The organism is Bradyrhizobium sp. NBAIM08 (assembly GCF_020193935.1).
In the GTDB taxonomy this organism is placed as follows: Bacteria; Pseudomonadota; Alphaproteobacteria; order Rhizobiales; family Xanthobacteraceae; genus Bradyrhizobium; species Bradyrhizobium yuanmingense.
Genome location: NZ_JADYVR010000002.1, coordinates 421528 through 439528, shown reverse-complemented (window position 1 = coordinate 439528; position 18001 = coordinate 421528). Strand labels below are relative to the sequence as shown.

Below are 18001 nucleotides of genomic sequence, written 5' to 3'. Positions count from 1 at the left end.
GCTGGTGGCTCGACGCTCTCGAACGGGACGACGCTGAGCGGAACCGGCGGTTCGCCGGGGCCCAACACGCTTAATGCAAAGGGCCAGGGAACGACGGGCCAGAGACTCGGGCTGCCCCCGTCCGGTCAGGAGGGTGGCGGATCTCGACCGTCTTACAACACGCCAGCCGTCGACGCCGCCATCCAGCAGCTTGGAAACACCAACACGGGTATCCTTAAGAAGTAGCGGTGATCAAGGCGGCGTGCCCACTCGCTATGGCAGCGCTTTGGTCGACGTTCCCTCGCAGTGGACCAGGAGCAGGCATCTGTGTTGATCGGCCGCAAGGGCTGCTCACTTGCATTGCAACTCGAGCCTTTTGAATCGGCCTGTGCAATTTCGGGCCTAATTGAGAAGGTGTTGGCTTCGCAGGAAGCCAATCGCGCTTGCGACGCCGTCTTCGACGCGGATCGCTTCGCCAAGGCGGTTCGCTCGCTGCTGAATCAACGGATTCCGGTGGCCTCTGCGATCGCGGCGGCCAGCCAATCGGCTGAAAGGTTCCTCACTCCTCTTGATCTTGGTCCGACGCCCAGATCATCGATGCGCCTTCCCCAGAACGGCTGGTCGCCAAAGAAGGGACAAATGATATTCGGCTTTCCAGCTCGAAGCGCAGCCCCCGTAGTGCCGGCCCCGCCGTGATGGACGCAGGCCGACATCAGCGGGAACAACTGCGCATGCGGTGCGCCTTGGATGAAATGGACGTGACTGGCTCCGAGATCGCCTCGAAGAGCACCGCCGCCGACCGCTAGAACGCCGCGTTTCCCAGCCTTGGCCAATGCCTCCAGTACGAGTTTCGTCAGGGACGTCGGGTCGACACCTGGCATGCTGCCAAAGCCCACATAAACAGGCCGCTCATCGCCCTCTACGAAGCGCTGGAGTTGCGGGTCAGGCTGCCAAACGTCGTCGCCTCCCAGGAACCAGTACCCAGTCACCGCGACAGTATTCGGCCAGTCCGGCGGAACGGGCACGACATGCGGACTATAGGCGTAGAGCGTCGCGCGAGGCCGCAGCTTCTTCTCCGGCGTGTTTGCGAGGTGGAGTTCGGTGGCCCGCCATTCCCCGATCATCCCGCGAAAGAGGGCGTAGGCGCTGTGAGCCATCGCGCTGTGCGTGAGTCTGTTGAGGGGGCCAAGCGAGCGGAACGGCACGAGCGGGCTCGCGAACGCTGCTGTCGGTGTGAAGCCAGGCAGGGGAGAAGCCAGAACGGCAGGGCAGGATAACTTTTCTGCGATATGCGCCGCGGCGATGGCCTTCGGGTGATAGATGATCAGTTCTGGACGAAATCGTCGGGCGGCTTGCCATTCGGCGCTGAGCTGTTGGCGGCCGATCGGCCTGAACTGCTTCAGCATCCTGAAGCCAGCCATAAACCCCGCACCGCCCGCCATTGCCGCCTTGGCTTCCGGGGTTTCCAGGAGGGCGAGATATTCACTCGGAAGATGCGCGAAAGCGATGCCGCGGCTCACGACGAACGATTCGAACTGCGAGGGCGCGGCGATCAGCACTTCGTGCCCGGCCTGCTTCAGACCGAGCGCCAAGGCGAGATAGGGTTGCACGTCGCCGCGGGTGCCTAGTGTATGGATTGCGACTCGCATGCTTCTGACCATTGAGAAATGGATTGGGACGACAACCGCTGCTCAGACAAGCCGCTTCTGATGAAGCTTTGACCACACCCCACCCATGTGTCGCAATCGGGCGCGAGTTTCTGCTCACTGGTCAGACGCTCGGGTTTCGGGAGATCGAGAGATCGGCCGATAGTGTGACGGCCCGCCAGACTTTATTGTTTGAGCCTCATCGTTCAGCGACGCCAATGAGTGCGGTCGAGCTTATCGGCAGCACCGGACGACCATCGGCTCTGGCCCGCACCTCGGCAATCACCGCAGCCTTTTCGATGTCGTCCAGGCTGGTCCAGTCGGGCGACATGCCGAAAAGCGTGTCAGGCGCGTCGAGCGCCGCGACGTTGAGCAGAAAATCATGAGTCACCGCGTCGATCCGGGGATCGCGATAGCCGGCAGTGACGAGGGCGCGGGCGAAATCGTCCGGATCGCTCATGGCCTGAACGGCTTCAGGCATTGCCATGCCCGGCCGATCAGGGAACAGCTTTTGCCGCACTTCGCCCAACAGGAGGAAGGTCGCTGCGCCCCGATCCTGCCAGGTCGCAACCACGCCATGCCCGCCGGGGCGCGTAACCCGTCGCATCTCTGCCAAACCCTTGCGCCAATCGGGGAACATGATGACACCGAAGATCGAAAAGACGGCATCGAAATGCGCGTCAGGCAAATCGAGCGCCTGTCCGTCCATGACCCGCGCCTCCACATTGGGCAGACCAGCAGCTGCGATGCATCCGACCATGCCGGGCGAGAAGTCGGTCGCCAGGACTCGTGCGCCGGTGCGAGCGGCTGTCAGCGCGAGCGCGCCGGTGCCGGCTGCCACGTCAAGAACATGACTCTGAGGCGTCAGGGTTACGCGCGCCAGCGCCGCCTCCGCAAACAGGGCGGTGAAAGGGTGCGCGGTCTCTCGATAATGCCTCGCTGCGCTGTCCCAGTGGTCTGGATCCTCAAACTGTCGCACGTCCGATACCTCATGACTCATGTAACTTTATATGTATCATGACTGCGTGCCCTTGCCAATGATGGGGTGCGTGCGAAAGATCAGCCGATGCGAAACGACAGCCGCCTTTCCCGAATGCTGCATGTGCTGCTCCACATGGCGCGACATGACGGCCCCATGACCTCGGAGGCGATCGGCACGATGCTGGGGACCAATCCGGTCGTCGTTCGCCGCACATTGGCGGGGCTGCGCGATGCGGGCTATGTCCGGTCGGACAAAGGGCATGGCGGCGGGTGGGTCATCGCGTGCGACCTCGAGCGCGTGTCACTTCTCGATGTCTATCGTGCGGTTGGTGGTCCCCGGCTATTTGCGATCGGGAACGAGCATTCCAATCCAGACTGTGCGATCGAGCAACTCGTCAACGCAGCGGTGGACGATGTCCTTCGCGATGCCGAAGCATTGCTGGTCGAACGGTTGGGCGCGGTGAGCCTCGCAGACTTGAGCAAAGGTCTCGACGCGCGCTGCGCAGGCGATCCCAGGTGGCAGCTCGAACGGGTTGGCCGCTAAAGCTCTCTTCTTGTCGTAATTCCGGCTGCTCCGGCCAATGCCGAGAAGTGAAGCGTCTTCTTGCCATGGGGCATTCAGCGAGGCGCGCCGTTCGTCCGCAGGGATCGCACGAAATCGATCACGGCCAGCACCACGACGCAGACAACGATGATGATGAGCGGAATGGCCTTGATCCAGACCAGCAGGATTCCAAGAAATGCGATCATGAGCGCGAGGCCGATGAGTCCGGTGATCAGATTGGTCATCGCACTTTCCTTTTCTCCGCGCCGGGAGCCGAGTTCGATCCGGCGCTCGGGGCGTTGCGCCGACCGCTAGCACGCGTGCGCCCGATGGTCTTGATCAGCCAGTGCGCCGTGCGCAAGAGGCGGGCGTCGTTGCCGCGGCGGCCGACGAGCTGGACGCCCAGCGGAAGGCCCGATTCCGAGCGCATCAATGGAAGGCTGATGGCGGGGACGCCGAGATAGGTCCAGAGCGAGCAGAAAGCCGGGTTGCCCGTCGTTTCGATTCCGGGCGCCGCGCCCGGTGCCGCGGGCGTCAGGATGGCGTCGTATTCATCGAAAAGGTGGTCCAAGGCCCGGTTGAGCGGCGCAATCCCGGCCAGAGCGTTGCAATAATCCGCCGCAAGATGCGCGCGGCCGCGCGCGATCGCCTCACGCAGGCGCGTGCTCAGCCTGTCGCCGCCGCGCTGGTCATCGCGCCGCAGATTGTGCGCCATATCAACTTCCATGATGATGCGGTGCATATCGACGGCCCCGTCGAAGCTCGGCCCAAGCTCGACCTCGCTGCACGCTTCGCCCAAAGCGCCGACGAGCTCGGCAAAGGCTTCACGCATCTCCGGCTCGGCCTGATCCCAGACCGGAGAGCGCACGAAGGCAAATCGCGGCGGCAACGGCGGCTCGCTCGCCGCGATCACAGAGAATGGCGGGCGCGCAACTGGCCGGGTGTCCGGATCCTCCGGGTCGAAGTCGACCATGACCTCCGCCAGCAGGGCCGCGTCCTCGACGTTGCGCCCGAACACGCCGACATGATCGAGCGTGCGCGACAATTGGAGCGCGCCGCTGCGTGGAATGAGGCCGTGCGTGGGCTTGAAGCCGACCACGCCGCAGAAGGCGGCAGGGCGGATCACCGAGCCGTTGGTCTGCGAGCCGATGGCACCCGGCACCATCAGCGCCGCGACGGCCGCGGCGGAGCCCGAGGACGATCCGCCGGGGGTGTGATTTGGGTTGTGCGGATTTCGGGTCTTGCCCGGATTGTAGTACGCGTACTCGGTGGTCACCGTCTTGCCGAGGATCACCGCTCCAGCCGCCCGCAGACGCGCCACGGCCGCCGCATCGCGCCGCGGCGTGCGTCCGGCCCACAGCTCCGATCCGAATTCCGTCGGCATGTCGCCGGTGTCGAAGATATCCTTGATGCCCACGGGCACGCCATGCAGCGGGCCTGTGGCCTTGCCGTGCTTGCGATGATCGTCAGCAGCCTCGGCTTGCCGCATCGCGTGGTCGCGATCGAGAAACGCCCACGCCTGGATATCGCGATCGACCTCATCGATGCGCCTGAGGCAGTCGCCGACGAGCTCCACCGAGCTGAGCCGGCCGTCGCGGATGCCTGCCGCGGCGTCCGCGAGGCCGAGCGCGTTGAGACTCATGCGCAGCCTCTCGTCGGTTTGCCGGGTCCGCTCATCGCGCCCCATAGAGATAGCTCGGCAGCCACAATGCGATCCCCGGGAAGATGTAGACTAGTGCCATGGTGAGGAAGACCAGGCCGACGAACGGAAGCGCGCCGGAGAAGATGTCGGTCAGCTTGACCTCGGGCGGCGCCACGCCCTTCAGATAGAAGGCGGCCATCGCGACTGGCGGCGTGTTGAAGGCCGTCTGCGTGTTCAGTGCGACCAGGATGCCGAAGAAGATCGGATCGATGCCGTACTGCGGAAGCAGCGGCAGGAAGATCGGGACGAAGATGATGATGATCTCGGTCCATTCCAGCGGCCAGCCGAGCAGAAAGATGATGATCTGGGTCAGCAGCAGGAACTGGATCGGCGAAAGGTTCATCGAAGTGAAGAACTGCTCGACCACCGATTGTCCGCCAAGGACGGCAAATACCGCCGAAAACGTCCAGGATCCAATGAAGAGGTAGCAGACCATCGCCGTGGCGCGCACGGTCAGGTACACGGATTCGCGTATCATCTCGTAGTTGAGGGAACGATAGGCGGCCGCCAGCACGATGCTCATGAGGGCTCCCACCGCGGCAGCTTCCGAGGGCGTCGCCAGCCCAAACAGGATCGCGCCGAGCACCGAAACGATCAGCAACGCGAGCGGCAGGAACGACGTGGCAAGCGCCCAGATGACCTTCGAGGTCGGCACGTCGGTCTGCTCGCGCGGCAGCTTCGGCGCGAGCGCGGGATTGATGATCGCGCGCGTCATCGCATAGAGGACATACAAGCCGGCCAGCATGAACCCCGGAAAGAACGCCGCCGCGTAAAGCTTGACCGCCGAGACGCCGGCAGTCGCCGCATAGACGATCAGGAGAATGCTCGGCGGAATCAGGATGCCGAGGCAGCCACCGGCGCAGACGACGCCCGCCGATAGCTTGGCGTCATAGCCGGCTCGCAGCATCGCCGGCAATGCCAGCAGCCCCATCAGCGTGACGACGGCACCGACGATGCCGGTGGCGGTCGCGAACATGGCGCAGGTGATCAGCGTGGCCACGGCAAGTGCGCCCGGCACGTTCTTCATCGACAGCTGCAGCGAGTAGAACAGGCGGTCGAGGATGTTTGCGCGCTCGATCAAATAACCCATGAACAGGAATAGCGGAACCGCCACCAGCACGTCGCTGGATGTGACCTCGAACGTCTTCTGCACCAGAAGCGTGAAGATACGGTTCTGAAAGAAGTCCTGACCGGGGGTGTAGTAGGCATAGTAGCCGAACGAGACGCCCATCGCCATCAGCGTGAAGGCGATCGGGAAGCCGAGCATGATGATGAAGATGAAGAGGCCCAGCATCAGCATGCCGAGTTGAGGATCGGTCATGCGCCTGGTCCCTTCTCACTCTGCGGCTCAGCCGCGTGCTGCTGATGTTCGCGGATGACGAGGCTCTCGGTCTCCTCCACGTCGTGCAGGCGCTGCGGCCATCGACCGGTGCGGATGCACAGCACGCAGCGGATGATCTCGGCGACCCCTTGCAGGAACAGAAGGAAGCCGGTGAGCGGGATCAGCGCCTTCAGTGGAAACACGGGAACGCCGGCCGGACTGAAGATGCTGACTTCGCGGAAGCGCACCGACATCTGGGCGTAGTTCCAGCCCGAATACATCAGCGCCGCGATCGCCGGCAGGAAGAACAGGATATACAGGACGAGGTCCATCGTCGCCTGGGTGCGCGGCGACCAGAGGCGGTAGACCACGTCGGCGCGGACATGGCCGTTTCGCGAGAGCGTGTACGCGCCGGCCATCAGGAACATCGCGCCATAGGTGATGTAGCTGATGTCGAAAGCCCAGGTGGTCGGCGCACGCAGCACGTAGCGCACGAACACCTCGTAGCTGACTCCCAGGGTGAGAACGAGGATCAGCCAGGCGAACGCCTTGCCCACCCACGTGCTGAGCTCATCGATGAAGAACAGGAATTTCGTCATGCGAGCTGAACTCGCTGCGAGCAGTCCATCCGGATGTCCCCCTCCAACTCGTGGGCGGCGCTTCAATTGCGCCGCCCTCGCGATAAGACCTGACGCGATCCCCCGCGACAGCCGTCAGACCTTGAGCACGCCCGGGAAGTGATGCTCGAAGGCGCCGCGGTAGTCCGTCGCGTTGTTCATGTTGTAGTAAACCACGCGGCGCACCCATTCCTTCTGCGAATCCATCACCTTCTTCATGAACGGATCCGAGCCGAGCTGGGCGATCAGACCGTCCCACGCCTTGATCTGCGCGTCGAACACAGACTTCGGTGTGCGCTGGACGTTGACCTTGTCCTTGTTGATCAGCTCCTGCAGGTCCTTCGAATAATAATCCATGGCCTTCCATTCGTTGGCGGAGGACACGGCTTCGGCGGCGTATTGCAGGATCGCCTGCTGTTCCTTCGGCAGCGCGTTGAATTTCGTCCGGTTGAACATGATCTCGAAATATTCCGTCGCCTGATGATGGCTGCCCATCATGTAGTTCTTGGCGACATCCTGCGCGCCGAAGCGCCGGTCCGAGGTCGGATTGTTGAACTCGAACCCGTCGATCACGCCGCGCTCCATCGCGGGTACGATCTCGCCGCCGGGCAGCTGCGCGACCGATGCGCCCATCGCCTGGAAGAGATCGGCGGCCAGACCCACCGTGCGATATTTCAAGCCCTTGAGATCGGCGTCGCTGGTGATCGGCTTCTTGAACCAGCCGAGCGGCTGGGTCGGCATCGGCATGGCGAAGAAGCTCTTGATGTTGACGTTCATGATCTTGGTCTGGAGCTCCTCGAACAGCTCCTTGCCGCCGCCGTTGTGGATCCAGCCAAGGCCTTCGTTGGCGTTGAAGCCGAACACCGGGCCGGTGCCGAACAGCGAGGCGGCCTTGTGCTTGCCGTACCAGTACACCGTCACCGTGTGTGCCGCGTCGATCTGGCCGCCATGAACGCCGTCGAAGACCTGGAACGGATGCACGACCGAGCCGCCGACCAGATAGTCAATGCGCAGCCGGCCTCCGGCCATATCGTTGACGCGCTTCACATAATCTTCGGCCATCTCGTTGAAGACATCGGCCTTGCCCCACGAGCCCTGCATCTTCAGGGTCGCTGTCTGCGCCCGGCTGACTTGCGGCATGGCGATGGTGGCAGCGCCGGCCGCGCCGGCGGTCAGCAGGAATTTGCGACGAGTTGTTCTGGTCTTCTCGGACTTTGCAGTCATGGACGTCCTCCCTGGCGGCCTGATTGTTCGAACGCGTTTCGACGCGCTTGTCGTTGTGAACCGCTGGAGGTATGCCGCATTCCAGCGACTTTGATCACAGTTTGGACGCATTGCCGGCATCCGACAAGCCCCGGTGTCGGATTATTGGTCTTAGACGTTCGACTCCAAGCAGCCGGATATTCACGCGCATGTCGCGGCGCAGCAAAGATGCAGCCGGACTTCTGCCAGTGGTGCCCGCCCGATGCGATTCTGGAAAATTTCGCGGCTCCTCAGGGCTCGCGTGCCGTCATAGGATCGGATCATCCGGGCTTCATTTCCGAGCCCGTTCGTTGTGAACTCGACCTTGGCGGCGGAAGCAGATCTGGACATCCAGCCCGGCCGTTGCCGCGAACAAAAGCACAGAGGGGGGATCATCATGCCTGCGTTGTCACGCCGCGATTTCCTGGCACTCTCGACGGCGGCCGCCGCCGTCGGCCTCGCCGCGCCCGCGCGCGGGGCGATGGGGCCGAACGACAAGTACGATCTGGTGATCCGCGGCGGCGAGGTGCTCGACCCCAGCCAGTCGCTGCACGCCAGGCGCGATGTCGGCATCCGCTGGGGCACGATCGAGGCGGTCCAGGAGACGATCCCGGCCGAGCGCGCGCTGAAGAACATCGACGCCGCGGGCAAGCTGGTGATGCCCGGCCTGATCGATCTGCATTGTCACGTCTATCCCTACGGCTCGGCCATCGGCATTCCCGCCGACGAGCTGGTCCAGTTCCAGGGCACGACGACCGTCGTCTCGGCGGGCGATGCCGGCGTCAACAATCTGGCGGCGTTGCGCCGCTTCATCGTGGCCCAGACGCGGGCGCGGATGTACGCCTTCGTCCACATCGCCAATAACGGCCTGTCGGCGTTCCCGGTCGCCGAGCTCCACAACATCGATACAGCGCAGACCGAAGCCTGCGCCATGGCACTGGCCGAGAATTCGGACTTCCTGCTCGGGGTCAAGGTGCGCATGTCGGAAAACGTCATCTTCAAGCATGGGCTCGAGCCGCTCAAGCGCGGCATCCAGGCGTGCGAGATGTGCGGCTGGCCGGCGAAGATGATGGTACATATCGGCGGCGTCGAATCCAAGGAGCTGATGTCGCAAATCCTCGACCTGATGCGCCCGGGCGACGTGCTGACGCATGCCTATTCGGGCGCCCCGAACATGTCGAGCGTGTTCACGAATATCGTTCAGGACGGCAAGCTGCTGCCTGCGGCTCTCGCGGCCAAGCAGCGCGGCGTCATGTTCGACGTCGGGCATGGCGGCGGCAGCTTCGATTTCACCGTGGCGGAAGTGGCGATCCCCGGCGGATGCGCTCCTGATACCATCTCTTCGGACATCCACGTCTTCTCCGGCAATTCGCCGGGGATTCCCTTCCTGCCCAACGTCATGAGCAAGTTCATGACGCTCGGTTTCACGCTGGAGCAGGTGGTCGCAATGGCAACGACCGCGCCGGCGAAGATCATCAGCCGCGCGCCGAAGATCGGCACGCTGCAGGTAGGTGCGCCCGCCGACGTCGCGATCATGGAGCTGGTGGAGGGACCGGTCAGCTTCGTCGACACGCGCAACAACAGGAGGGAAGGGAAAGCGCACCTCAAGCCGATCCAGACCGTCATCAACGGCGTGCCGTTCGGGCGGCCGTATCAGGCGCCGTTCTCAGTAAGATAGAGAGGCGGCGCCGGTCTCAGGTCTCTTCGAGATTCGGCGAAAAGTTCTTACAGGCCGAGCGTTGATCTCCGGGCCTTCGACCCAGCCGATGGAAAAGCCGACATATCCGGCAAGCGAAGCATAGATGCCCGTGCCGGACGCAGTTAGCCCGACCCATTTGCCCGTAGGCCCCGCACCGAGCGGTCACGAGCGAATGGGCTGAATCCCGGCCTGTCCCGGGCTTCCCCTCACGCCCCGCATGGCCTATGACGCTGCAACGCAAAAATCCCCCAAAAGACACGCATGATCCGCCTCGACAACGTCAGCAAGCAAGCCGGCCACCAGATCCTGTTCATCGAAGCCTCCGCGGCCCTCAACAAGGGGGAGAAGATCGGCCTTGTCGGGCCGAACGGCGCCGGCAAGAGCACGCTGTTCCGGATGATCGCCGGCGAGGAACTGCCCGACGAGGGCCAGGTCTCGACCGATCGCGGCATCACCATCGGCTATTTCAACCAGGACGTCGGCGAGATGTCTGGCCGCAGCGCGGTGGCCGAGGTGATGAACGGCGCGGGGCCCGTCAGCGAGGTCGCGGCCGAATTGCGCGAGCTCGAGGCCGCCATGGCCGACCCCGACAAGGCCGACCGGATGGACGAGATCATCGCCCGCTATGGCGAGGTGCAGCACCGGTTCGAGGAGCTCGACGGCTATGCGCTCGACGGCCGCGCGCGCGAGGCGCTCTCCGGCCTCGGCTTCAGCCAGGAGATGATGGACGGGGATGTCGGCAAGCTGTCCGGCGGCTGGAAGATGCGTGTGGCGCTGGCGCGCATTCTCCTGATGCGCCCCGACGTCATGCTGCTCGACGAGCCGAGCAACCATCTCGATTTAGAAAGCCTGATCTGGCTGGAAAAATTCCTGCACGATTACGAAGGCACGCTTCTGATGACCTCGCACGACCGCGAGTTCATCAACCGCGTGATCTCCAAGGTGATCGAGATCGATTCCGGCTCGCTCACCACCTACACCGGCGATTACGAATTCTACGAGCAGCAGCGGGCGCAGAACGAGAAGCAGCAGCAGGCGCAGTTCGAGCGCCAGCAGGCCATGCTCGCCAAGGAGATCAAGTTCATCGAGCGCTTCAAGGCGCGCGCCTCGCATGCGGCCCAGGTGCAGAGCCGAGTCAAGAAGCTCGACAAGATCGAGCGAGTCGAGCCGCCGCGGCGCCGCCAGAGCGTGGCGTTCGACTTCCTGCCGGCGCCGCGCTCGGGCGAGGACGTCGTAGCGCTCAAGAACGTGCACAAGGGCTATGGCTCAAAGCGCATCTATGACGGGCTCGACTTCATGATCCGCCGCCGGGAGCGCTGGTGCGTGATGGGCGTCAACGGTGCAGGCAAATCGACGCTGCTCAAGCTGGTGGCCGGTGCGAGCGAGCCGGACGAGGGTACGGTGGCGCTGGGCGGCAGCGTCAAGATGGGCTATTTCGCCCAGCACGCGATGGATCTGCTCGACGGCGAGCGCACCGTGTTCCAGTCGCTGGAGGACGCGTTTCCGACCGCGGGGCAGGGCTCCTTGCGCGCGCTCGCCGGCTGCTTCGGCTTCTCCGGCGACGACGTCGAGAAGCGCTGCCGCGTGCTCTCGGGCGGCGAGAAGGCGCGCCTCGTCATGGCCAAGATGCTGTTCGACCCGCCGAACTTCCTGGTGCTGGACGAGCCCACCAACCATCTCGACCTCGCCACCAAGGAAATGCTGATCAACGCGCTGTCGGATTTCGAGGGCACCATGCTGTTCGTCTCGCACGACCGGCATTTCTTGGCGACGCTGTCGAACCGCGTGCTGGAGCTGACGCCTGATGGCATCCACCAATATGGCGGCGGCTACACCGAATATGTCGCGCGCACCGGCCAGGAGGCGCCGGGGTTGCGGAGCTAGTGGTGGGCGGTAGCCCGGATGGAGCGAAGCGCAATCCGGGATCAGTGTGCGACGTCGGCGCTCGTGTCGTGCCGCGGGACCATCCCTGGATTGCGCTGCGCTCCAGGCTACGGGCGGCCGTGATGGACCGGTAGCCCGGATGGAGCGTAAGCGTAATCCGGGATCAGTCTCCGCGTTCACCAAAGCTGCCGCTTATCTCGCCGGCTCCTCGCCAATCGGGAGGTAGAATACCAGCGCGAACGTAGTGATGGAGCGAGCTGTAGGGCCACTCAATCGCCGCTGCAACGAGCCCGTGCTTGACCGGATTGTAGTGAATGTAATCGGCGCAGCGCTCGAAATCCGCATCGTTACGAATTGTGTGTTCCCAAAATCGCCGCTGCCAGAGCGCGTACTCGCCGCGATGATTGCGGCAGATCGGTGCGCCGGAAGCTGCCAGCCGGTGTGTGAAGGCACTCTTGATGCGCTTCCAACGACCCGAGAAGTCCGAGTCACTATCGGGGAGCCTCATAATGACATGCAGGTGATCAGGTAGGATCACGATCGCATCGATCTCGAATGGTCGTTCGGCACGCGTTACGCGAAATGCGCTGCGGAGCTCGTCGACATGATCAACCAGCACGGATGACATTCGATCGTCCAGCGTGACGGTGAAGAAGAACATCCCGCCGGGTACGAAATTTCGCCGATAGCGAACCATGCGAGGGACTTTCCCGGATTGCGCTTCAGTCGGGCGAAGGATGGGCCGAAGCCCGGATGCCGCGCAGGGCAATCCGGGGAGTGCTACAGGGACAGTCGTGCCGGTGCTTGGTCTGCCCCGGATTACGCTGCGCTTCATCCGGGCTACAACTAGGGCGGCCCTCCGGGTCCGGATCATGCTCTAATAGGTGTAGAACATCCGCTGAATGTCCTTGGTGTCGCTCGTCTTGGTCAACGCCAGCATCAGCAGAATGCGCGCCTTCTGGGGATTGAGCGTATCGGAGACGACGAAGTCGTGCTCATCGTCCTTGGCCTCGCCATTGCGCGCGACGATGCCGTTGCCGACGCGGCTGCTGCGAAGGATCACGACGCCTTTCTTGCGGGCTTCGTCGAGCGCCGGCTCGACCGCCGGGCGGGCGAGGCTGCCGTCGCCTACGCCGGCATGCACGATCCCCTTGGCGCCGGCGGCGACAAAGGCGTCGATCGCGACCCGGTTCATGTTGGCGTAGCCGTAGACGATGTCGACCTGCGGCAGGACATCGAGCTTGGATACGTCGAATTCGGAATCCGCCGTGTGCCGGCGGGTCGTTTGGCGATAGAAATACGGCTTGTTGCCTTGCATGTAGCCGAGAAAGCCGAGTTCAGGCGTGCGAAAGGTGTCTGCCGTGGACGTGTTGTTCTTGGTGACGTCGCGCGCGGCGTTGATCTGATCGTTGAGGGCGACGAGCACGCCTTTGCCGACGGCTTCTTCACTGCCTGCGAGGATCACCGCATTGAAGAGGTTGATCGGGCCGTCCGCGCTGATCGCGGTCGATGGCCGCATCGCACCGACGACGACCACAGGCTTCTTGCTCTTGACGACCAGATTGAGGAAATAGCTGGTTTCCTCGATCGTATCGGTTCCGTGCGTGATCACGATCCCGTCCACGTCGTCCTGCGCGAGGAGCGTATTGACGCGCTTGGCGAGCTTCAGCCAATAATCATTGTTCATATTCTCGCTGGCGATCTGGAAGACCTGCTCGCCCTTGACGTTGGCCACGGTTTTCAACTCGGGGACGGCGTTCAAGAGGGTCTCGATGCCCACCGTGGCTGCGGTATACCCGATGACGGTGGTGCTGCTTGCCCCGCTGCCGGCGATCGTGCCGCCGGTTGCGAGAACCATGACGTTGGGCAGGCCGGGGCCTCTCGCGTTGGCAACGTCAACGATCATGAGCAGCGCAAAGAGCACGCTCATTATCGCCATCATGTGATCACGCACGCGGAACTGCAACATCTCGTCCATCCTTTGCTGGAAGCCTCGTTGATGCGCCCCGGTTCGCTCAGCGCCGCATCATCTGTCAGCCGCTGCGTTCTGTCCAGGGTCGCGGCGCGTTTGCTTTACGCGCTCGGCGCGTGTCCGAAACCGGCGGCCGGAGAGGCACAAAAGCAAATGGCCGGGACATCTCGCGCGAAGACGCGCTTCTGCCCGGCCACGGCATTTCGTTTGTGATGGCTTGCTGAACAAGCCGGGAATGGATGCGCGCTTAGGCGCTGGTCTCGCACTTCTTCATGAAGCTGTTCTTGGCGGCGCCGGCGAGCGGCTTGCCGTCGGCACTGACGGCCTTGGGCGCGCAGGCGTCTTCCTTGCACTTCTTCAGGAACGAGGTCTTGGCGGCGCCGGCCAGCGGCTTGCCGTCCTTGCCGACGGCCTTGCTCTCGCAGGTTTCTTGCGTAAGGGCCGAGCCCGCTGCGAAGGTGGCAACGATCGCAGCGAGGAAAATCCGTTTCATCATGGGGGTCTCCTGAACCAGAAATGGCCGGGAGAGTGGAGCCGGGAATCGTGGCGCAATCAAGCAGGATGAGCACTGGGCCGCCCGGTCGCCCGCTGATTTTTGCGCGCCAGCTCGGAAGATGTCGCCTCTGTTGCAGTGCTCGCTGACCGCATCGGGCGATCCTGCTAGCGTCGGTCCCTTGAGATGGAGAGGAAGCATCGTGATGGACGCCGCGATCCCGCACGACCAGGCAGCCGATCGGCATTCCCACCTGGTTCGACCCCAAGACATGGATTGGCAGAAGACGCGCTTTCCGGGCTGCGAGGCCAAGACGCTACTGTTCGATCGCCGTACGGGGCTGATGACCGCCTTGATGCGTTTTGCGCCAGGATCGGTGCTGCCCGATCACGAACATGTCGGCATCGAGCAGAGCTGGGTGATCGAAGGCGCGCTCGTCGACAAGGAGGGTCCGGCCAAGGGCATTGCCTGCAAGGCCGGCGAATTCATCTGGCGCGAGGCGGGGAGCCGGCATGCCGCCTGGTGCCCCGACGGCGCGTTGATCCTGGCGATCTTCCAGGTGCCGAACAAGTTTTTCGAGGCCGACGGCCGCGTGGTCGATGCCGCTGGCCAGGACTGGGATGAGACCTGGGGGCACACCGCGGCGCAGCGGGCGCAGAGCGCCTGATCGCCTTCACGCGCCGCGCATCAGCAGCGCCTTGAAGTCGGCCCGCGCGCGCTGCGCCTCAGTGCGCGCGACGTCGGAGGCGTCGCCCATGCCGAAATAGCCATGGATCAGGCCGGGACCCTCATGGTGCTTGACGCGGACGCCGGCGGCCTCCAGCGCGCGCACATAGGCGGCGCCTTCGTCGCGTAAGGGATCGAACCAGGCGGTGGTCACGACCGCAGGCGCGAGGCCGGCCAAGGAGGCAGCCCGCAGCGGCGAGACGCGCCAGTCGCCGGCGTGCGCGGGATCGGCGAGATAATGGCCGCAAAACCATTCCATCGTCGCCCGCGTGAGGAAGTAGCCCTCGGCGTTCTCGCTGCGCGAGGGATAGCGCGCGTTCTCGCGCGCATCGGCATAAGCGCCGACGACGTCGGTGACCGGATAGACCAGCAGTTGCGCGGCGAGCTTGATGCCGGCCTCCCGGCAGGCGATCGCGCTCGTCGCTGCGAGATTGCCGCCGGCGCTGTCGCCGGCAACGCCGAAGCGCGTTGCGTCACCGCCAAATTCCGCGACGCGGCCAAACACGTCGCTGACCGCGGCGAAAGCATCCTCGAAGGCGCCGGGAAAGCGCGTCTCGGGCGGGCGGCGATAGTCGACGGAGACGACGACCGCGCCGGTCTCGATCGCAAGGTTGCGCGCCTGCCGGTCGTGGGTTTCGAGATCGCCCGCAACCCAGCCGCCGCCGTGGAAGAACACCACCGTCGGTGCCGGCGCGGCGCCGACCCGATAGACCCGTGCGGGAAGCAGACTGGCGCCGCCTTTCACCCTGATATCCTCGACGCTATCGACCGGCGGCGGCGGAATGGCGGCACGCGAGGCAGCGAGTGCGCGCAAGGAATCGCGGGCGCTCTGTGGCGTCATGACCGTGGGATCGCGCATCGGCATGAGCGGAATGATCTGGGCGATGACGGGATCGAGCGGTGCGGCCATGGGCTTTCCTCACAGGGTTCTTGGTCTTGCTTGGTCATTAGCATAGGTTTTGCGGGCCGCATCGGCAACCGGCGTGCGTCGCGAGGCCGGACGAACGGGCAGGGAGGTTCACGAGGTGGAATTCGAGACGCTGGTCCAGTCGCGCCGCAGCGTGCGTGGCTTCAAGAACGAGCCGGTGCCGCGCGCGGTGATCGAGGCGATCATCGAGAGCGCCAAGCGCGCGCCCTCGTCGATGAACACCCAGCCCTGGCATGTCCATGTGCTCACGGGTCATCCGCTGGAGGAGGTGCGTCGCCGCAACATGTCGGAGATGGCCGGCGGCGCCAAGGTCAAGCGCGACATCGTCAGCCATGGCGAATACCAGGGCGTGCATCGCACCCGGCAGGTCGACATCGCCAAGAAGCTGTTCGGCGCGATGGGAATCGCACGCGACGACAAGCCGATGCGGCAGGACTGGGTGCTGCGCGGCTTTCGCCAGTTCGACGCGCCGGTCTCGCTGGTGCTGACCTATGACCGCGTGCTCGATCCCGGCGCGGTCTGCCACTTCGATCTCGGCGCGCTCTGCTACGGCATCGTGCTCGCGGCGTGGGACCGCGGGCTCGGCTCGGTCATCAACGGGCAGGGCATCATGCGCTCCGACATCGTGCGCGAGGTCGCCGAGATTCCGGAAGACGAGGTCATCATGACCTGTGTCGCGATGGGCTATCCCGATGACGGCTTTGCCGCGAACGCCGTGCGCTCGGACCGCGAGCACAACCACCAGTTCGTGCGTTACGTGGGTTTTGCCGATTAGCACGAGCAAGAGGAGATTATTCTCTGGCGGAAAATTTTTGGTGCGGTGTCGCGAGTGGCCTCTTGCATTCTCGAAGTCGCGGGAGGAACAATATGCGGACTGAGAGGTTTGTTGCTGGCGCGAGGGAATTGATATGCGGCGGCTGGCTAGCCTGGTTCGGCGGTTCTTCGGTCCGCGACTGCGGCCCAAGATCGACGATGATCCAAGTCTTCCTTTCACACCCGAAGAGTTCGGCCGGCTGATTCGCAGCGGCCGGCACGAGGACATGAAGCTGCTGGCCGACGGGCTGGCCTGCCGCTCCATCCCGCGCCGCGCCAGCCATCGTGCGACGCATTAGGCTGCGCTCGAGACGGGTCACAGCGCTCACCGCGTGAGCGCGACCTGCTTGAACGCGCGGACTAGCGCCTTCTCCAGCTTGCCTGTCATCTCGCACAGAACGTCGTAGGCCTCCGCGCGCGGCATGGTCGGCTTGTAGTGCCGGTGCTCGATCAGGGCTGCGAAGATGTCCGAGATCGTTAGAATCCTGACGATATCGCCAATGCTCTCGGCGCAGAGCGCATCGGGATAGCCGCTCCCGTCGAGGTACTCGTGATGATGGCGGACGGCATCGAGAATCTCCGGCGAGATCCCGTCATGGTCCTTGAGAAACGTATGGCCGGCGGCGGGATGCGTTTCGATCAGCGCGCGCTCGGCGGCATCGAGGCGGCCCGGCTTGTCGAGGATGGCGAGCGGAATCTGCGCCTTGCCGATGTCATGGAACATGGCCGCCGAGTAGAGACGTTCCAGGTCGGCCCTGCCGACGCCAAGGCTCAGTCCGAAGTCGATCGCGACACCGGTGACGAGCAGGCAATGCTGATAGGTTCCTTCGTGGTGCCGCCGCACCGTCATGAGCCACTCCGTCAGGCCATGCCGGGTGATGCGATCGGCGATCTGGCGCCCCGCTTCCTTGGTGGCTTTGACGTCAAGCGGCTGGCCCAGGGTGACGGAGGTAAACATGGATGCGATCGCGGTCGCGGCGGTCTCGACGGCAGTGTCGGCCTGCGCGCTCTCGCGCGACGCGGCCGAGAGCGGATCAGGCGGATCGGACAGCGCCGCCAGCAGCCTCGCCCGGTTGATGGTGCCCGGAAGGACCAGTGTCGCTCCAAGCGCATAGGCCTGCGAAACGGCGACATGCGAGGTGTGCTCCAGCAGGAAAATCCGTTTCTTCGCCTTTGCGAGCTTGCCCGCGCGCTTCTTGATCGCCGCGATGTTGTCGACATCGCGAAGCTCGGCGCGAATGACGATGGCGGACGGCACCTCTGACAGCTTGGCCTCGGCGTCCAGCCGCTCGCCCGCGACGGCGAAGCGTTGCTCGAGGAGCGAGCACACACCGGCCAGCTTGTCGGACGTGTCGGCCAGCACATGAACGAATGGGCGCGGCGCTGCAGCGACCGCGACGCCGCCAAGGCTGGTGGGTTTGAGTGTGGTTTGCGCGTTCTGCACGGATATGCCC

At 64.0% G+C, this 18001-nt stretch carries 18 protein-coding genes and 1 pseudogene; 6 read left to right on the top strand and 13 right to left on the bottom strand.

Annotation, left to right across the window (positions count from 1 at the left end; all coding sequences use genetic code 11):
• Window positions 1–479: 479 nt before the first annotated feature.
• Window positions 480–1589, bottom strand: coding sequence for a glycosyltransferase (locus tag I6F37_RS08220; protein WP_368736742.1), 1110 nt, complete (start codon window positions 1587–1589; stop codon window positions 480–482).
• 235 nt (window positions 1590–1824) lie between these two features.
• Window positions 1825–2604 (bottom strand): class I SAM-dependent methyltransferase, encoded by a 780-nt coding sequence (locus I6F37_RS08215; RefSeq protein WP_225150892.1) that lies wholly within the window; start codon window positions 2602–2604, stop codon window positions 1825–1827.
• A gap of 87 nt (window positions 2605–2691) precedes the next feature.
• On the opposite strand from I6F37_RS08215, the gene I6F37_RS08210 reads away from it, so the two are divergent.
• Entirely contained in the window at window positions 2692–3150 is a 459-nt protein-coding gene (locus I6F37_RS08210; RefSeq protein ID WP_036000430.1) for an Rrf2 family transcriptional regulator, read from the top strand.
• 74 nt (window positions 3151–3224) lie between these two features.
• On the opposite strand, the gene I6F37_RS08205 is transcribed toward I6F37_RS08210, so the two are convergent.
• The 5 genes from I6F37_RS08205 to I6F37_RS08185 all read right to left on the bottom strand — a co-directional run bounded on the left by I6F37_RS08205 (window position 3225) and on the right by I6F37_RS08185 (window position 8014).
• The gene (locus I6F37_RS08205; RefSeq protein WP_157284651.1) at window positions 3225–3395 is read right to left on the bottom strand and encodes a hypothetical protein; all 171 of its coding nucleotides are present in this window, start codon (window positions 3393–3395) and stop codon (window positions 3225–3227) included.
• Entirely contained in the window at window positions 3392–4792 is a 1401-nt protein-coding gene (locus tag I6F37_RS08200) for an amidase (protein ID WP_225150890.1), read from the bottom strand. Before I6F37_RS08200 ends, I6F37_RS08205 begins: the two co-directional genes overlap by 4 nt.
• Window positions 4793–4823: 31 nt before the next feature.
• Window positions 4824–6173, bottom strand: a complete 1350-nt coding sequence (locus I6F37_RS08195) for a TRAP transporter large permease subunit (protein WP_036000352.1) — start codon at window positions 6171–6173, stop codon at window positions 4824–4826.
• Entirely contained in the window at window positions 6170–6772 is a 603-nt protein-coding gene (locus tag I6F37_RS08190) for a TRAP transporter small permease subunit (protein ID WP_025035930.1), read from the bottom strand. Before I6F37_RS08190 ends, I6F37_RS08195 begins: the two co-directional genes overlap by 4 nt.
• Window positions 6773–6886: 114 nt before the next feature.
• On the bottom strand, window positions 6887–8014 hold the full coding sequence (locus tag I6F37_RS08185) for a TRAP transporter substrate-binding protein (protein ID WP_036000349.1): 1128 nt from the start codon (window positions 8012–8014) through the stop codon (window positions 6887–6889).
• A gap of 415 nt (window positions 8015–8429) precedes the next feature.
• Between I6F37_RS08185 and I6F37_RS08180 the strand changes: the two genes are divergently transcribed.
• Entirely contained in the window at window positions 8430–9710 is a 1281-nt protein-coding gene (locus I6F37_RS08180; protein ID WP_225150888.1) for an amidohydrolase family protein, read from the top strand.
• Between the two features lie 60 nt (window positions 9711–9770).
• Here I6F37_RS08180 and I6F37_RS08175 read toward each other — a convergent pair.
• Window positions 9771–9875 (bottom strand): annotated as a pseudogene (locus tag I6F37_RS08175) (DUF3750 domain-containing protein); the annotation flags it as partial.
• Between the two features lie 117 nt (window positions 9876–9992).
• Between I6F37_RS08175 and I6F37_RS08170 the strand changes: the two are divergent.
• Window positions 9993–11615 carry an ABC-F family ATP-binding cassette domain-containing protein gene (locus I6F37_RS08170; protein ID WP_225150886.1) on the top strand — a complete coding sequence of 541 codons (1623 nt, stop codon included), beginning with the start codon at window positions 9993–9995 and terminating at the stop codon, window positions 11613–11615.
• Window positions 11616–11778: 163 nt separating this feature from the next.
• Here I6F37_RS08170 and I6F37_RS08165 read toward each other — a convergent pair whose 3' ends face one another.
• The 3 genes from I6F37_RS08165 to I6F37_RS08155 form a co-directional block, all read right to left on the bottom strand.
• Window positions 11779–12312, bottom strand: coding sequence for a transposase (locus I6F37_RS08165; RefSeq protein WP_036000334.1), 534 nt, complete (start codon window positions 12310–12312; stop codon window positions 11779–11781).
• A gap of 180 nt (window positions 12313–12492) precedes the next feature.
• The gene (locus tag I6F37_RS08160) at window positions 12493–13584 is read right to left on the bottom strand and encodes a type II asparaginase (RefSeq protein WP_036000344.1); all 1092 of its coding nucleotides are present in this window, start codon (window positions 13582–13584) and stop codon (window positions 12493–12495) included.
• 250 nt (window positions 13585–13834) lie between these two features.
• Window positions 13835–14083 carry a hypothetical protein gene (locus I6F37_RS08155; protein ID WP_225150884.1) on the bottom strand — a complete coding sequence of 83 codons (249 nt, stop codon included), beginning with the start codon at window positions 14081–14083 and terminating at the stop codon, window positions 13835–13837.
• A gap of 202 nt (window positions 14084–14285) precedes the next feature.
• Here I6F37_RS08155 and I6F37_RS08150 point away from each other — a divergent pair, with 202 nt between their 5' ends.
• Window positions 14286–14747 carry a cupin domain-containing protein gene (locus tag I6F37_RS08150; RefSeq protein WP_036000328.1) on the top strand — a complete coding sequence of 154 codons (462 nt, stop codon included), beginning with the start codon at window positions 14286–14288 and terminating at the stop codon, window positions 14745–14747.
• Window positions 14748–14753: 6 nt separating this feature from the next.
• On the opposite strand, the gene I6F37_RS08145 is transcribed toward I6F37_RS08150, so the two are convergent.
• Window positions 14754–15716 (bottom strand): alpha/beta hydrolase, encoded by a 963-nt coding sequence (locus tag I6F37_RS08145; RefSeq protein ID WP_036000326.1) that lies wholly within the window; start codon window positions 15714–15716, stop codon window positions 14754–14756.
• A 115-nt stretch (window positions 15717–15831) separates the two neighbouring features.
• Here I6F37_RS08145 and I6F37_RS08140 point away from each other — a divergent pair, with 115 nt between their 5' ends.
• The gene (locus tag I6F37_RS08140; protein ID WP_225114113.1) at window positions 15832–16509 is read left to right on the top strand and encodes a nitroreductase; all 678 of its coding nucleotides are present in this window, start codon (window positions 15832–15834) and stop codon (window positions 16507–16509) included.
• A 133-nt stretch (window positions 16510–16642) separates the two neighbouring features.
• Window positions 16643–16846 carry a hypothetical protein gene (locus tag I6F37_RS08135; RefSeq protein WP_036000317.1) on the top strand — a complete coding sequence of 68 codons (204 nt, stop codon included), beginning with the start codon at window positions 16643–16645 and terminating at the stop codon, window positions 16844–16846.
• Window positions 16847–16872: 26 nt separating this feature from the next.
• On the opposite strand, the gene I6F37_RS08130 is transcribed toward I6F37_RS08135, so the two are convergent.
• Window positions 16873–17991: an HD-GYP domain-containing protein gene (locus I6F37_RS08130; protein ID WP_036000314.1), complete on the bottom strand. Its 1119-nt coding sequence runs from the start codon at window positions 17989–17991 to the stop codon at window positions 16873–16875.
• Window positions 17992–18001 lie beyond the last annotated feature (10 nt).

Excerpts from the sequence above, each read along its gene's own strand:
- I6F37_RS08155 (WP_225150884.1), bottom strand. The coding sequence starts at position 14,083 with ATGATGAAACGGATTTTCCTCGCTGCGATCGTTGCCACCTTCGCAGCG.
- I6F37_RS08185 (WP_036000349.1), bottom strand. The coding sequence starts at position 8,014 with ATGACTGCAAAGTCCGAGAAGACCAGAACAACTCGTCGCAAATTCCTG.
- I6F37_RS08205 (WP_157284651.1), bottom strand. The coding sequence starts at position 3,395 with ATGACCAATCTGATCACCGGACTCATCGGCCTCGCGCTCATGATCGCA.
- I6F37_RS08190 (WP_025035930.1), bottom strand. The coding sequence starts at position 6,772 with ATGACGAAATTCCTGTTCTTCATCGATGAGCTCAGCACGTGGGTGGGC.
- I6F37_RS08135 (WP_036000317.1), top strand. The coding sequence starts at position 16,643 with ATGCGGCGGCTGGCTAGCCTGGTTCGGCGGTTCTTCGGTCCGCGACTG.
- I6F37_RS08150 (WP_036000328.1), top strand. The coding sequence starts at position 14,286 with ATGGACGCCGCGATCCCGCACGACCAGGCAGCCGATCGGCATTCCCAC.
- I6F37_RS08170 (WP_225150886.1), top strand. The coding sequence starts at position 9,993 with ATGATCCGCCTCGACAACGTCAGCAAGCAAGCCGGCCACCAGATCCTG.
- I6F37_RS08210 (WP_036000430.1), top strand. The coding sequence starts at position 2,692 with ATGCGAAACGACAGCCGCCTTTCCCGAATGCTGCATGTGCTGCTCCAC.
- I6F37_RS08180 (WP_225150888.1), top strand. The coding sequence starts at position 8,430 with ATGCCTGCGTTGTCACGCCGCGATTTCCTGGCACTCTCGACGGCGGCC.
- I6F37_RS08165 (WP_036000334.1), bottom strand. The coding sequence starts at position 12,312 with ATGGTTCGCTATCGGCGAAATTTCGTACCCGGCGGGATGTTCTTCTTC.
- I6F37_RS08195 (WP_036000352.1), bottom strand. The coding sequence starts at position 6,173 with ATGACCGATCCTCAACTCGGCATGCTGATGCTGGGCCTCTTCATCTTC.
- I6F37_RS08200 (WP_225150890.1), bottom strand. The coding sequence starts at position 4,792 with ATGAGTCTCAACGCGCTCGGCCTCGCGGACGCCGCGGCAGGCATCCGC.
- I6F37_RS08145 (WP_036000326.1), bottom strand. The coding sequence starts at position 15,716 with ATGGCCGCACCGCTCGATCCCGTCATCGCCCAGATCATTCCGCTCATG.
- I6F37_RS08160 (WP_036000344.1), bottom strand. The coding sequence starts at position 13,584 with ATGTTGCAGTTCCGCGTGCGTGATCACATGATGGCGATAATGAGCGTG.